This is a genomic window from Blautia sp. Marseille-P3087 (genome assembly GCF_900120195.1).
GTDB lineage: Bacteria > Bacillota > Clostridia > Lachnospirales > Lachnospiraceae > Blautia_A.
In genome coordinates, this window is sequence record NZ_LT635539.1 from 1180392 (window position 1) to 1194559 (window position 14168).

Annotated in this window: 12 protein-coding genes; 1 reads left to right on the plus strand and 11 read right to left on the minus strand. The window is 43.8% G+C overall.

Annotated elements, in window-relative coordinates:
* Positions 1 to 8 precede the first annotated feature (8 nt).
* The 5 genes from BQ7344_RS05715 to BQ7344_RS05735 all read right to left on the minus strand — a co-directional run bounded on the left by BQ7344_RS05715 (position 9) and on the right by BQ7344_RS05735 (position 6988).
* Complete coding sequence (locus tag BQ7344_RS05715; RefSeq protein ID WP_235816049.1) at positions 9 to 455, minus strand: hypothetical protein; 447 nt, start codon at positions 453 to 455, stop codon at positions 9 to 11.
* Between the two features lie 213 nt (positions 456 to 668).
* The gene (locus tag BQ7344_RS05720; RefSeq protein WP_072521792.1) at positions 669 to 2642 is read right to left on the minus strand and encodes a bifunctional metallophosphatase/5'-nucleotidase; all 1974 of its coding nucleotides are present in this window, start codon (positions 2640 to 2642) and stop codon (positions 669 to 671) included.
* Positions 2643 to 2679: 37 nt separating this feature from the next.
* Positions 2680 to 3093: an EamA family transporter gene (locus BQ7344_RS05725; RefSeq protein WP_005427490.1), complete on the minus strand. Its 414-nt coding sequence runs from the start codon at positions 3091 to 3093 to the stop codon at positions 2680 to 2682.
* Between the two features lie 59 nt (positions 3094 to 3152).
* Positions 3153 to 4367 (minus strand): AI-2E family transporter, encoded by a 1215-nt coding sequence (locus BQ7344_RS05730; RefSeq protein ID WP_235816050.1) that lies wholly within the window; start codon positions 4365 to 4367, stop codon positions 3153 to 3155.
* Positions 4367 to 6988, minus strand: coding sequence for a cation-translocating P-type ATPase (locus tag BQ7344_RS05735; RefSeq protein WP_072521793.1), 2622 nt, complete (start codon positions 6986 to 6988; stop codon positions 4367 to 4369). Before BQ7344_RS05735 ends, BQ7344_RS05730 begins: the two co-directional genes overlap by 1 nt.
* Positions 6989 to 7321: 333 nt before the next feature.
* Here BQ7344_RS05735 and BQ7344_RS05740 point away from each other — a divergent pair, with 333 nt between their 5' ends.
* Positions 7322 to 8053 (plus strand): DUF5714 domain-containing protein, encoded by a 732-nt coding sequence (locus BQ7344_RS05740; protein ID WP_015542421.1) that lies wholly within the window; start codon positions 7322 to 7324, stop codon positions 8051 to 8053.
* A 33-nt stretch (positions 8054 to 8086) separates the two neighbouring features.
* On the opposite strand, the gene BQ7344_RS05745 is transcribed toward BQ7344_RS05740, so the two are convergent.
* The 6 genes from BQ7344_RS05745 to BQ7344_RS05770 are packed head-to-tail and all read right to left on the minus strand — an operon-like array spanning position 8087 to position 14092.
* Positions 8087 to 9286 (minus strand): DVU_1553 family AMP-dependent CoA ligase, encoded by a 1200-nt coding sequence (locus BQ7344_RS05745; protein WP_235816051.1) that lies wholly within the window; start codon positions 9284 to 9286, stop codon positions 8087 to 8089.
* Positions 9283 to 10608 carry a radical SAM (seleno)protein TrsS gene (gene trsS, locus BQ7344_RS05750; protein ID WP_072521795.1) on the minus strand — a complete coding sequence of 442 codons (1326 nt, stop codon included), beginning with the start codon at positions 10606 to 10608 and terminating at the stop codon, positions 9283 to 9285. The genes BQ7344_RS05745 and trsS overlap by 4 nt, the downstream gene beginning before the upstream one ends.
* On the minus strand, positions 10605 to 11039 hold the full coding sequence (locus BQ7344_RS05755) for a DVU_1555 family C-GCAxxG-C-C protein (RefSeq protein ID WP_072521796.1): 435 nt from the start codon (positions 11037 to 11039) through the stop codon (positions 10605 to 10607). The genes trsS and BQ7344_RS05755 overlap by 4 nt, the downstream gene beginning before the upstream one ends.
* A gap of 3 nt (positions 11040 to 11042) precedes the next feature.
* A complete protein-coding gene (locus BQ7344_RS05760) occupies positions 11043 to 11576 on the minus strand; it encodes a class I SAM-dependent methyltransferase (RefSeq protein ID WP_072521797.1) in 534 nt (177 codons plus the stop codon).
* Positions 11577 to 11798 carry a DVU_1557 family redox protein gene (locus tag BQ7344_RS05765; RefSeq protein WP_005427475.1) on the minus strand — a complete coding sequence of 74 codons (222 nt, stop codon included), beginning with the start codon at positions 11796 to 11798 and terminating at the stop codon, positions 11577 to 11579.
* Positions 11798 to 14092 carry a pyridine nucleotide-disulfide oxidoreductase/dicluster-binding protein gene (locus BQ7344_RS05770; RefSeq protein WP_072521798.1) on the minus strand — a complete coding sequence of 765 codons (2295 nt, stop codon included), beginning with the start codon at positions 14090 to 14092 and terminating at the stop codon, positions 11798 to 11800. The genes BQ7344_RS05765 and BQ7344_RS05770 overlap by 1 nt, the downstream gene beginning before the upstream one ends.
* Positions 14093 to 14168: the final 76 nt, after the last annotated feature.

Sequence of the window (14168 nt, forward strand, 5' to 3'; positions counted from 1 at the left end):
TCTTCATTTTATAGAGTGTTTTCTTTTTCTGACAGAGGAGGTTGCATTTCTGGAGCATCGAGCAGTACATTAAAATTTTGCTGAATGGTATTTAACAGCTTTTGCTTTTCCTGTAACCCCTGCTTTTCCCGGACAGAAGCAGTCTGTTCAGATTCAAGATTTTCAATTCGTTTTTTGATTTTATCAGAGCTTGGGATTTTGGTAACACCGAGATTCTGAAGCTCTTTTTTTAGTGAATCGTGGAGATGGTATTCTGCCTGATGCTTGGTGCGGTAAGCTTTTGGATCTTTAGCAGATTTGCAATCTTCAATCACTTTACGGCAGAGACGGTAAGAATCACAGTGCTTTTGAATGATTTTCTGTGTGCTCAGCTCACTGTTGAGTTGTGCTATTTTCTGATCAGCCGCTTTAACAGAAACTGGATTGAAATTGAACGAAAAAATGAATACATTCAATTACTACAGGCATTACTTAACGATCACGGTATCCCATATCCCGTCGAATAATAACGTTCTTACATTAAAGGGGTCTGGCTTCCGCCAGACCCTCATTTTCGCCCCTCAAGTTTGCCCCTCATAAAAGACCCTCAACAAGTTTGGCAAACCCTCAAGAACTTTGATTATCCTCTATTAACCGCTAAAGCGACAGCTTTCTTCTCAGCCGTATATTTATTTTGAATTTCTCTTTTCTTTTCTGACTTTGATCCTGCGGATCATCCTTCGGATCAGAAATACCACAAGCACAATGATCACTATAAAGATCAGACAAATACCTGCGATCATTGCCGAAAACTTATTCGGCTGCTTCACCAGATCAATGATATTTCTGCTGTCCTCCACAACCTTACGTCCATGTGTCGTCTCATAATATTCCGGCACATTGGCAATTCCGTCGCCGTCTGTATCCTCAAAGGACTGCATATATCTTGCGATCGCATCCCAGGCCTTTAATTCCCTGTCACCCTCCATGATCGCCTGATCTTCCAGATTTTCAATGGGATTCCCATCCCTGTCCTTCGGTTCAAGAGACAGCAGTCCATAGGACATTTTCATCACAGAACCAAGCATCTGGCCGGTATACAGATCTGTCACAACATGATACAGCTTGTCATCCTGGATCTCGATCCGCTCTCCGTCTGCCCTGGTGAGATAACAATCTGTCACCTTATTCAGAATCATCCGATGTGGATTGTATGCAAAATTCAATCCACTGCAATATAACCTTGCCGTTGTCATAAAATCCGATACAGAAGCGTCCACCTCCGCTGCCAGCTTCAGCTCCTTTCCGGTCAGGTATGCACTGATCAGCGGATATCCGGCAACACCGTCCTTTCCGATCCCCAATGAAAAGGAATTAAAAACATCCTCTACTGTGATATCGCCCTTTGTGTATGTATCCCGCACGGTTCCGCTTGGAACAACGGCTACATCAACCGGATCACCATCATAATACTCGGAATTCTCCACTGCATATATGTATGCATCGGATATGATATCACCAAGATTCAACTCTTCGTGCATCGTACCCATTTCTTCCAGACTGTTGAATTCAACATCATTTTCAGCAAGAACCTCTTCTCTTGTATAGCCAAAATCGGCAAGATAATTCTTATCCACCGTATCCATCAGGGCATCGATCTGTTCCTGTGTCGCCCGGTCCGGTTTTACCTCCTCAGAAACAGGGATCAGCTCATAGGATGTCAGCTCCCACCGTCCGTCCTGTTTCTGTGTCATGGAAAGTGATCCCAGATTTCTTCCGTATTCACCGCAGGATACGATATATGTGTTCCCATGCTGAATTGCCTCTTTCAGCTCTGAGTGTGTATGTCCGCTGATGATCAGATCGATATCCGGCACCTCTTTTGCAAGGATCTCATCCTCCGATTTGTTCTCATCCTCCCAGGTTCCTCCATGGGACACACAGACGATCATATCCACTTTTTCATTTTTTCTGATCTCTTCTACCGTCTGTTTTACGGCCTCAACCGGATCCTTGAACTTTAATTCACAGGTCGGTGCACATTCCAGGGCATCCTTACCGAACACACCGACTACTGCAGTCTTTACATCTCCCTTTTGAATTACCACATAGTCCTTCACGCCGTAGGCTTCAAATGCCGACCGGATCTGCTTCTGACCATCGTTTAGTCCATCCTGCTCCATGCTGTCCCAGTCCACATTGCACACCACCAGTGCCGGCACTGTCTCACCGGAATCCTTCGCAGCCTCCAGCATATTTGCCAGTCCCTTTGAACGATAATCATATTCATGATTCCCCAAAGTCGTCACATCATACCCCAGATATCCCAGCATTCGAAGCTCTGCCGCCTCCGTATCGTATACGGTCTGGATCAGGGTTCCCATGGAAAAATCACCGCCATCCAGCACCAGGGTGTCCGGATCTTCCTGCTTCTTTTCATCAATCAGGGTTTTGATCCTTGCAAATCCACCAACCTCTTTTTGTTCTCCATCTACGATGGTTGAAAAGCTGTTCAAATGCGAATGTGTATCATGGCTGAACAAAACATCGATCTGTTTTGTCTCGGCTGCCTCCACCGGAACATTCCATGTAAAGGGAAGCAGTAATGTGGCAACAAGCATGATTACCAGAAGCCTTGCTGAAATTTTCTTTCGTGTTTTCATAGCCCTCTCCTTTTGTGTATAGTTTTCTTATGCCTTTTTACAAAACCATCAATAATGTTCCCATACCAATCAAAATACATCCGATCAGCGATTTTGCTGTAAATTTCTCGTGTAAAAAAATAAATGCCAGTACCAGCGTGATCACAACGCTCAGCTTGTCTATCGGCACAACCCTAGATGCATCTCCTATCTGCAGAGCACGATAATAACATAACCATGAGGCACCTGTTGCCAAACCTGAAAGTATCAGAAACAGCCAGCTTTTTTTACTGATCGCAGTGATTCCACCTTGTGTATTTGTGAGGAAAACCATTCCCCATGCCATGACAAGCACCACCATCGTTCGAATCGCTGTTGCAAGATTCGAATTAACACCGGTAATACCTACCTTGGCCAGTATGGAGGTCAGCGCCGCAAATACAGCAGACAGCAAGGCAAACACAAACCACATAGTAACTCCCCCCTTAAATATAAGTTTTTTCTTAACTATCCCAATACAAGTCCATCATATCATTTCCCTTCTGGTATGTCACTATTTACAATTTCCTCCGCCGTATATTCCTCTATTTCTGTCTTTGTCACCTGTTTGATATGCTTTTTTTTCAGGCACAGATATACAAATTCCCGAAAAATAGTATAGAACACGGAAAGCAGCGGAATAAAAACAAGCATACCCACAATTCCCATAAGGTTTCCGCCGATCGTAACTGCTGCAAGAACCCAGATCGACGGAAGCCCTACAGATTCACCCACAACATGAGGATAGATCAGATTTCCCTCGATCTGCTGCAGCACCAGAAATACTATAATAAATAAAATTGCCTGTTTCGGATTTACCATAAAGATCAAAAAGCTTCCCACTGCACACCCGATAAAGGCCCCGAAAATCGGAATCAATGCAGTAAACGCAATCAAAACTCCGATCAAAAGTGCATATGGCATCCCCAAAATACTCAGTATCACCACAAACATGCATCCGAGGATCACAGCTTCCAGACACTGACCTGCAAGAAAATTCGCAAATGTCCGATAAGTCAGAGAACAAATTTTAAGAAAAGCATCTGCCTTTTTCTTTGGAAGAAAGGCAAAAACTACTTTTCGGATCTGCACATGCAGTTTTTCTTTCTGAAAAAGAACATAGCAGGCAAACGAAAAAGCAATAAAAAAGGTCGCTAATCCACTGACTATGGAACCAACTGCCGACATTGTGGTATTCATCATATTTCCTGCACCATTTCCAAGAAGACTTATCCCCCACTTGATCGCCTGGTCCGGATTAAACTGTACCTGATCTACCAGCTTCATGATTTCCTGGTTATTATGAGAGAATTCCCGGATCCAGCTTTGCATCTGCGGAATAAAATCTGCAATACTCATCATCAGGGTTCCCATTGTCCGCGTAAGCTGCGGAATCACCCCGAACATCACCAGTACGATTACACCAACCGCCAATATGATTGTAAGGAGCAGACTTATCGGTCTTGCCAGTTTTACGACTATCTTATTTTCTTTTTTTACTCTTCCGAAAATTTTCTTTTCCAAAAAGCTCATTGGCACGTTGGTCACAAATGCGATTGCTCCGCCAAGTACAAAGGGAAACAGGATCCCCCATATTGCTTTCAGCACATCGAGCACCACATCAAATTTCCACAGGACAACCACAAGAAATGCTGTAAACACAATAAGCTCCCTGATTTTTTTTATAGCAATTTTGCTTAAATCCACTATCTTTCTCCTCTTTTTCTTAATTTCATACGTATCCATTTAAGCAGCTGAATGATTGGAAGACTTGCAAACGCATACAGATATACACAGCCAAGCTGCATCAGATCCAGCGTCTCTACTTTAAACAGGAGATGAAATCCCGGAACCGTCAGTACAACGGTAATGAGTACTGCCCCAAGTGCAAATGCTCCCTGAAGCCATTTATTATTAAAGAAACGTTTTGTAAAGATAACCGGATGATCCGATTTGCAGTTGAATCCATGGAACAAACGTGCCAGACAAAGTGTTCCGAAGGCATAAGTACTGCCAAGCAGTGCACCATTCTGGTTATATCCTGTCAAAAATCCTATCATCGTCATCATACCGATCACCAGGCCTTCCAGACCGATTTTACCAAGAAAATCCTTTGTCAGTATTGACTCGTCTGCTGATCTTGGTTTCTCATTCATCACCTCACTGCTGTGCGGCTCCACGCCTAATGCGATCGCCGGAAGGCTGTCTGTCAAAAGATTGATAAACAGCAGATGTACCGGTGCAAAGGGAACCGGAAGTCCTGCCAGGGATGCACAAAGAACTGCCAGGATCGCACCAAAGTTTCCTGACAGAAGAAACTGGATCGCATACTTGATATTCTGATATAAATTTCGTCCATTTTCCACTGCTTTTACAATTGTTGCAAAATTATCATCTGTAAGCACCATTGCTGCAGCATCCTTTGCGACCTCTGTTCCGGTCACTCCCATTGCAACACCAATATCTGCCTGCTTCAATGCCGGAGCATCATTCACACCGTCTCCGGTCATTGCCACGATCATCCCCTTCTCCTGCCATGCACGGACAATACGGATCTTGTGCTCCGGTGACACTCTTGCATACACAGAAATATTCGGGACAAACTCCTTCAGCTGCTCATCACTCATATTTTCAATATCAGCGCCCTCGCAGGCCTCCGACAGATCGTGTAAAATTCCGATCCTCTTTGCAATTGCAGCTGCTGTGATCTTATGATCTCCAGTGATCATGACCGGCCGGATCCCCGCTTTTATACATTCTGCAACTGCAGCCTTTGATTCTTCCCTCGGCGGATCCATCATAGCGATCAGACCAAGAAATACCAGATGGTTCTCATCTTCTGTCGTCAATACATGCTTCTCCGGAATTTCACGATAGGTAAATGCCAGTACCCGTAACCCTTCCATTGAAAATTCCTGATTCTGGCGCTGGATCTTTTCTTTATCTGCTTCTGTGATTTCCCGAACTCCGTCCTTTGTCCAGATTCTGTCTGTCAGCTCCAGAAGCCGGTCAACCGCACCTTTTACGATCATCCGGTTCTCACCATCAATTCTGTGAAGTGTTGACATCATCTTACGGTCACTGTCAAAGGGAAGCTCTCCTTCTCTTTGATAAAGCTTTCTTACACCTGCAGCCTCGATTCCGTACCGGCTGCCCAGATTGATCAATGCCGTTTCCGTCGGATCTCCGATCTCCACTCCATTTTCATTTGTTGAATCATTACATAAAATGCTGTAGTCCAAAAGACATCTCTGCGCCGGATCTGCTACATCAATTGCATCTGCTGTGATTCTTTTTCCATCAATATAATAATCTTCTACTGTCATTTTGTTCTGTGTGAGTGTTCCGGTCTTATCCGAGCAGATAACAGAAACGCTTCCAAGACCTTCCACAGCCTGGAGCTTACGAATGATCGCGTGCTCCTTTGCCATCTTCTGTGTTCCGAAAGAAAGGACGATCGTCACGATGGAGCTTAAAGCTTCCGGAATCGCTGCGACTGCAAGTGCTACTGCAAACATAAATGCACTGCTGATCTTCTCACCGCGGAATACACTGATTGCAAACAGAATTCCGCAAAATATCAGGATTAGAATGGAAAGCTTCTTTCCAAAATCATCCAGATTCGCCTGAAGTGGCGTCTGTTTTTCCGAAGTCGATTTCAGAAGTCCCGCAATCTTTCCAACCTCTGTCTGCATTCCTACATTCGTTACAACCGCTCTGCCACGCCCATATGTGACAAAGCTTCCGGAAAACAGCATATTTGTCCGATCACCAAGCGGTGCTTCCTCCAAAATAATATCCATACTCTTTTCAACCGCAAGACTTTCTCCGGTAAGAGCACTTTCATCGACCTTAAGACTTGCATTTTCAATCAATCTTCCATCCGCAGGGATCATATCACCTGCTTCAAGAAGGATCACATCTCCTACAACCAGTTCTCTTGCCGGAAGCTGTACCGCCACACCATCACGTAATACCTTTGCCTCCGGGCCAGAAAGATTCTTTAAACTCTGCAGAGACTGCTCAGCCTTTACGGTCTGCACGGTTCCCAAAATCGCATTGATCGTAATAACGATCACGATAACTGCTGCACTTTCCACATCTCCAAGCATACCGGATATGATTGCTGATGCAATTAGAATCAATACAAGAAAATCCTTATACTGTTCAAAGAAAATCTGCAGGATGCCTTTCTTCTTTCCTTCTGTAAGTTCATTCCACCCACATTTTTCTCTGGATCTTTTCACCTGTTCACTCGTAAGCCCAGATTTCTTCCCATTCACCCTTTCAAGGACCTCTTCTACCGTCTGCTGATAAATTTCCTTCATCACTTTCGCCTCCTTGTTTCTAAGTATTTACTACCTGTATTTCTTATTCAATGAAAGACCTCTTTGATAAAAAAATATAAAAAAAGGAGACCTTCATTGCATAATAAAAATGCAATAAAAGTCTCACCATTTCCTTATGATACCGGATGCTTCCACCGTACTGACGACATCACAAACGCAAATTGTTAAGCGCAGGTTACTCCCCTTTATTGGATCAAATCATATACCCAAAGTAACATGATTGTCAAGATGCTATATCATTACTTTTTCATTCTATGTTATACTTATTACATCGTTAACACTATTAAAATAAATTCTTCGGAGGTGAATCAAATGGATCATACGAATAATTCCTGTTGTTGTGGTGAAGCAGAATATTTTTCCGGATGTCTGATTTGTGGTGCCCCTATTACGTATCGTGCTGAAAGCTCTATTCAGACGTGCAGCATCTGCCATAAAGAACAATTAACCAATGCGGTCTGTGAAAATGGTCACTTTATCTGTGATGCCTGTCATAGCTATGGCACATATGCTCCGGTAATCACGACACTCAGGGACAGTACAGAAAAAGATGCTTTGCTTCTTCTGGAAAAAATTATGGATCTTCCATCTGTACATATGCATGGACCGGAGCATCATGCAATTGTCCCATGCGTTCTTCTGACAGCGTTTCGCAATAATGGAGAACATATGGATTACGATGCTGCATTATCTGAGATCTGTAAAAGAGCAAAGCAGGTTCCGGGCGGTACCTGTGGTTACTGGGGTGTCTGCGGAGCTGCTGCCGGAGCCGGTATTTTCATGTCCGTTATGACTGGATCCAGTCCACTTCACAAAGATGCATGGCCGTTTCCTCAAAAACTTGTTTCCATTATTTTATCTAGACTGGCAGATGTTGGTGGACCTCGCTGCTGCAAACGAACCAGCAGAATTGCCATTGAAGAAGCTGTTCATTTTTACAGTCAGTTTTGTTCTGTAAACATTCCGTTGTCTTCTATAACGTGTAAATACTGCAAAGATAATCGCGAATGCATCCAGGAAGATTGTCCATACTATTCTGAATAACAGACAAGGCAGTGATTCCATGATACCACGAAATCACTGCCTTGTAACTCGTTTGCCAGGATACAGTGCCAGATCTTCCCACTTTACTTTTCTGCAGTTCCATGAACGAATATCCTTCTCTTCCAAAACACTCCTGATTCGTTCTTCTCCATTGTCCGATGTAAAAAGCGCTGTAATTTCCTTTTTTCCATCTACAATTTTCACACAATAATCTACCAGTTCCGGAATCTCAAACAGCAATTCATCCATCTCTCTGATACTTCCCAATGGATCCATCCGCTTTACAAAGTCCAGGCGTTTTATTTCACTTCCACAGAGGCATCTTCCCGGAATGATCCTTGTCCAGTCACCGGTTCGATATCGAATCAACGGCTGTGCTTCCATTCCAATGGTTGTGATTACCAGTTCTCCCCACTCACCGTCCGGCAGCACATTTCCGTTCTCATCTATAATCTCTGTAATACAATGGTTTTCTCGCATATGCATGCCATCATGCGCCGTGCAGCAAATGGCACCTCCAAGCCCCATCTCTCTGGAACCATAGTGTGGCCAAAGTCGTGTTTGCAGAATTTCTTCGATTGCTTTCATGACAGCTTGCGGACAGGCATCTCCGGATACCAGTGCTCTTTTTATACTGCCTTTTCCGCACATTCTAAGCATGGAAAGCAATGCAGTCGGCATTCCCACATACGTATCCGGCTGCTCCTCTTCCAGAATCCTGTTTAGTTCGCCATAAGTTCTTCCTGTTCCGGTTGAAAGAGGTTTTGCTCCCAGACGTCTGATTGCCTCCGCGATCAGTTCTCCCAATCCAAAAGGACCTGAAAATGGCATAGCCACCATCGTTATACTACCAGGATAAATAAATTCACCCAGACCTGCCATAAAAAGTTCTATGGTGTGTTCACAGTCTCCCTCTGTATAGAATACACGTTTACCGGCACCGGTAGTTCCGCTTGTCTGTTCTGATATCACTTTCTGTACTTCCCCCTGGGAGCAAATCAGCATCCTGCCTCCATCTCGTGCCAGATCTGTTTCTGTTGTAAAAGGAAGGCTTCTCAGATCTGTCAGGCTCTCCAGTCTTTCCGGCAAATCTCGATAAAAACCCTCTCGTTCTTTTTCTTTCTTCAGTACAATATTTAATTTCTCCAGCTGCATTCTGTGTATTTCATCTCTTGTAATCTCTGTAATGCCTTCCTGCTTACAGATCATTGCATCTATATTTGATCGTTTCACTTTCTGTATAAATATATTCCTTTCGAATTCGTCAAATTATATGCACAAAACGGCACCATTCCATAATCAGAATCCACCTCGCAGATATAACATCTTTTCAGACGTTCAAGATCCAGATTCCATGCATCCTGAAAAATCATCCCTGATACCGCAAAGGTTTCATTATGAACCCGGATCAGGAATTCATCCAGCGCATCTGTCTGTGTCATTTCTCCATCATCAAATTTTTTTGTGCTATAGCTCCACTGATTTTCCACATACTGCCTGGAATCATCGCTGGTAGTACAACAACATCCTCTGCCTGATTTCTTTTCCAGAAGTTTCAGTTCCCTCTCACCTTTTTTCAGATAACTTGCATGAAAAGAACAGTATGGATTCTCTGCTCCACCACCGGCGAAATCCTCGCTTTTCATAAGCCCGTCAGTCTGTTCCTCGATCAGCTTCAACATCTTTGGTATGGTAATCGGAGCTTGTGGACGCTGCTGAGAACATCTGCCAAAATAGCTGATCGGCTGGAAATGTACTCCTCTTACAAATGGCATATGATCCATCGCAAACTTCAGGATATCTCCAACCTGCATATCATTTACTCCTGGAGCAATGACAGGTACCAGGGCAATTCCCAGTTCCGCTTCCGAACAGTTTAACACAGCCTTTTCTTTCAGTTCCATCATAGAGCGTCCGCGCAATGTCTGATACACGTCATCTGTGACACCGTCGAATTGAAGAAATACCGTATTCAGTCCTGCTTTTTTTAGTTTTCTGGCATATCCTGCTTCCTGCGCAAGACGGATTCCATTGGTATTCAATTGAAAAAATGTGAACCCCTTTTCTCTTCCCATATGTATGATCTCCGGAAGATCCTCCCGCATGGTTGGTTCTCCTCCTGAGAGCTGTATATTGAATGGTCCCCCATGATCCATCAGAAAATCATATTGCTTTTCTATTTCGTCAATTGAAAGATCACCGTTTTCCAGACATTCCCCTGCCGAAGCAAAGCAGACCGGGCAGTGCATATTGCAGCGCTTTGTCACTTCCAGTATCATACAACAGCCTTTTCGTTCGTGCTCCTCACAGAGTCCACAATTATCCGGGCAAGATTTCTCTTTGATTTTGGGATTTACAGGAGTTTCCGCAGACAGGTTTTCTCTTCCCCAGGAAAGATACTCTGCTGCCGTTCCTTCCCAGATCAGTGTCTGAAACTTTCCGTGGATATCACATTCTTTCACCAGATAAATGCCATCTTCACCGATACATTTTTTAGCCGTAAGTACTTTCATACATATCGGACATACACTTTTTGTTTTACCCAGCGTAATCATAGTTCCAATATTCCCCGTTCTGTCAGTATTTCTATCACTTTCGTATAAGTCTCTCCAATCAGCGCAGGACAGCGCTCCATGACAATTCCCCAATCCAGATTGGAAGTAATATCCTTACAATAAAAAGCACCAAACTCTTCTTCGGTCTTCTTATGGAACCACTGATATAATTCCTGCACAGCCGGTTTCATCTGTATATCTTCTTTCTCCTGCGGAGCCAGATTGCCAAGGAACAAACCTATCGCACAGGCTCCTCCTGTCAGGCAGCCACAGGTATCTCCACAGTAACCGATGCCGCCGCCAAGACCTCCCAAAGCCTTTACAAGCTGTGGATTCTCTTCCCCTATCGTTTCCAGTGTCAAAATCATAATCATCTGAGAACAATGATACCCCATACTGCTAAGTTCTATGATTCTTTCATAGAGATCCATATGTTACTCCTTTCTGCCAACCAACATGGTATAGCGCAGCTTCTTTCCTTTATATTCTTTCTGCAGAAGCTTATACTCTTCGCAGCGGAACGAATCATTCCAGATTGCTTCCAGATAATATTCCAGCCAAAGTAACGTCTGATCCTCCTGTCGGAGAATGGTAAACCCTGTCTGTTCTGCCATTTCCAAAAGATTTCCGGTATCCAGATCTGATAATAAAAGAAAACCTCCCTTTTTTAAAACGCGCCAACATTCAGATAGTGCATTTTTCTGATCTCTGCTGACAAAAAATGCACACTGGCTGATGCAAAGATCTATACTGTCTGATGGATACTGCAAATGCAGAAAATCTCCTGTTTCCACATCACTGCCCCGTGGGAAAAGATCCACACCATGTGCATCCATCCCAAATGATTTCAGGATTCGTACCGTGTCTCCTTCTCCTGCTCCAAGATCCAGTGCTTTCATTTCTTTTTTCCATTCTATGTTCTCCAGAAGATGAAGCGTCTGCGCTTCCCCTCCCGGATGCCTGTTCATCTATTTATCCTCCAGTGCACGCTCCACCGCGAGCACTTTTCCAAGTGCGAGTTCTTCCGGAACATACACAAACCCACACTTTGGACAGACAGGCATTTCCACAGGAAACCCATTTTCCAGATACATAAATTTTGCTTTTCCTTTTACAAGAGGAACCTTACATTTCATGCAGGTCAGCTTTCCTTCCGGATCAATCGTATAATATGTTCTTTCTACTGCCATTACTGTCCCACCCTTTTCATAATATTCATTCGATGACTGTATGCTCTGTGTACCAGATATCCGTCTTCTGTTTCCACAAACCGCACCCAGAATGTGACATTTCCCAGTCTGCTTCTTGTCACCAGTTCTTTTGTTTCTTCATCCAGGATTGCTTCCTGATTTTCTCTGTAATCTGATAACACACGTTCCACATCACTTTTCAGTATCATGCGCTCATCCATCATATGGATTGCCTCCTCTGTATAGGCAACAGTATAGTCTTTTTTCTCCATGATCGGTTCCTCATTCCAGATGTTTTTTAAAAGTGTCTGTTTCAATATGAGCCTGTTGTAGCGTTTCTCACTGATATCAGGCATGTTGCTGGCATTTGCCCCATACAGAAGTTCAAGTATATGTCGGGATTCTCTTCCCTCTCTGGCAAATCGGTCTCTGCATGCCATGCAGTATGTAATATATGGTGCATCGGAACGTTCCAGACACTTTTCTGTCATTTTCGCTGCCATATCTTTATTGGCATATGCCGTCAGACCTCCATATCCACAACATGGAGACAAATCTCTGGAATATTCTGTATCTTCAACGATACATCCCATATCCGACAAAAGTTGTCGTATCATATCCTGTGTCTGTGCATCCCCTCTGGCACCACAGGCATCATGTATGGCAACCGGTATCTCCAGTCCTTTCGCCTGCTGTGGAAGTCCGATTTCTCTCAAAATTTCCCAGATTCCTATAACATGTGCTCCAATACTTTCTTTTAGCTGCTTCATGCAGCTTGGACAGCCTGCAATGATGATCGGATCACCAAGCCTGGCCAGTTCCTGTTTCAGCTGCTCATTTACTTTTTCTGTCATTTCATAGCGACCCGCCCATTCGCTGATTGCACCACAGCATCCCAGCATCAGAGCAACGCCTCCAGCTACCCGATTACTTAAATCTTCGTATGCCTGCATAACCACATCCGGCGCTATTGCACCTGCCTGACAGCCCGGGAAAAATACATATCTGCAAGTTTCATATCCCGGCTGGGGTCTGCTTAAAAAAGCCTCCGAATTTGAAAATAACATGTCCATCAGTGCAAATTCATGTGGCGCCAGCGGCATCTTATCTGTGGATACCATATTTTCTCTTGCTGACTTGCACACCTGACTCATATCAAATCCATTCGGACAGATCACCGTACACTGTCCACAGAGGGCACAGGCATTCATCGGTTTGTTCATCGGATGATCTCCCATGATAATCTGCGTATTATTATAAATCTCACGGGCTAATAGACCAGGATGTTTTTGATATTCACTTAAATACACACAGCCTTTCATGCATTCGTCACAATGACACTGAATACATCGTTTTGCTTCTTCTACAGCTTCTTCTTTTGAATATCCATCCTGACCACAGAAAATCTTATTCGATACATGGATTCCTTCCATGTTCGTGTAAAGCTTTGTCGTCACTGCTCCTTCACTGCCTCTGTTGCTGTGCGGCGATAAATTCTGTACCAGAAGATCTACTGTCAGAGCTGCCCGCTTTGCGGCAAAAGCCGCATCCATCACAGATTCCGCAGGTCCGCTGACAATCTTTGCCTGTTCTCTTAACATAATCCCGACATCTGCTGCTTCTTCCGGAGCTAACATTTTTGCCACTTCTTCTGATGCGCAGACCACATCTGCCAGTTCCATTTTTTCTCTGATAAACGGAAGATTCAGACTGCATCCAAATTCAAAAGAAAGATCCATAGATTTCAGACGTTTCGCTTCATTGCTGCGGTCTGATTCCAAAAGATGTCCGGCTGCCGCTGCAATATAGCTTTCATAATCTTCTTCCTTACAATAAATTGTCGTAGGATACATTTTCTTTTCCAGTTCCCCTGCAAGAAACAGTGGAAATAATCCAGAACCAAAGATTGCTGCCTTTTTCTTCTTTCTCATGCGAAATACACTGCTTTTTCTTCCCGGTTCTCCATACCGGACAATCGCACGTTCTACTTCTCGTATGGAGACCCCATCACCAATTTCACAAAGTTTACAATTATTTTCGCAAGGTGCCGTACATCCATCACAGAGAATCATTGGAAATGGTGTAATTTTCTCATAAATTGCCAACGCTTTCTTAAAATTTCCTTTTGCAGCATAATACAGCATCTCTTTTGTATCTACTTTGAAAGGACAGGCTGCAGCACAGTAGGCAGGCTGTTCATGGACGCAGAGACTGATCATATGATCCATCTCTTCTTTTGACATTCGATTTACATGATAAACGTGAGTAGAACCTCTCTCCTGTATGTATGTCATAACCTGATACTCCTTTCGTCTGTAAAGGGGAGACAGTTTCCCGTCTCCCCTGATTATATCACGGTTGGCAGCTTTT

What these genes read in the sequence shown, in the direction of transcription:
- trsS (WP_072521795.1), bottom strand. Translation starts at nt 10,608, where the DNA reads ATGATTACGCTGGGTAAAACAAAAAGTGTATGTCCGATATGTATGAAA.
- BQ7344_RS05725 (WP_005427490.1), bottom strand. Translation starts at nt 3,093, where the DNA reads ATGTGGTTTGTGTTTGCCTTGCTGTCTGCTGTATTTGCGGCGCTGACC.
- BQ7344_RS05765 (WP_005427475.1), bottom strand. Translation starts at nt 11,798, where the DNA reads ATGGCAGTAGAAAGAACATATTATACGATTGATCCGGAAGGAAAGCTG.
- BQ7344_RS05735 (WP_072521793.1), bottom strand. Translation starts at nt 6,988, where the DNA reads ATGAAGGAAATTTATCAGCAGACGGTAGAAGAGGTCCTTGAAAGGGTG.
- BQ7344_RS05760 (WP_072521797.1), bottom strand. Translation starts at nt 11,576, where the DNA reads ATGAACAGGCATCCGGGAGGGGAAGCGCAGACGCTTCATCTTCTGGAG.
- BQ7344_RS05755 (WP_072521796.1), bottom strand. Translation starts at nt 11,039, where the DNA reads ATGGATCTCTATGAAAGAATCATAGAACTTAGCAGTATGGGGTATCAT.
- BQ7344_RS05720 (WP_072521792.1), bottom strand. Translation starts at nt 2,642, where the DNA reads ATGAAAACACGAAAGAAAATTTCAGCAAGGCTTCTGGTAATCATGCTT.
- BQ7344_RS05770 (WP_072521798.1), bottom strand. Translation starts at nt 14,092, where the DNA reads ATGACATACATACAGGAGAGAGGTTCTACTCACGTTTATCATGTAAAT.
- BQ7344_RS05740 (WP_015542421.1), top strand. Translation starts at nt 7,322, where the DNA reads ATGGATCATACGAATAATTCCTGTTGTTGTGGTGAAGCAGAATATTTT.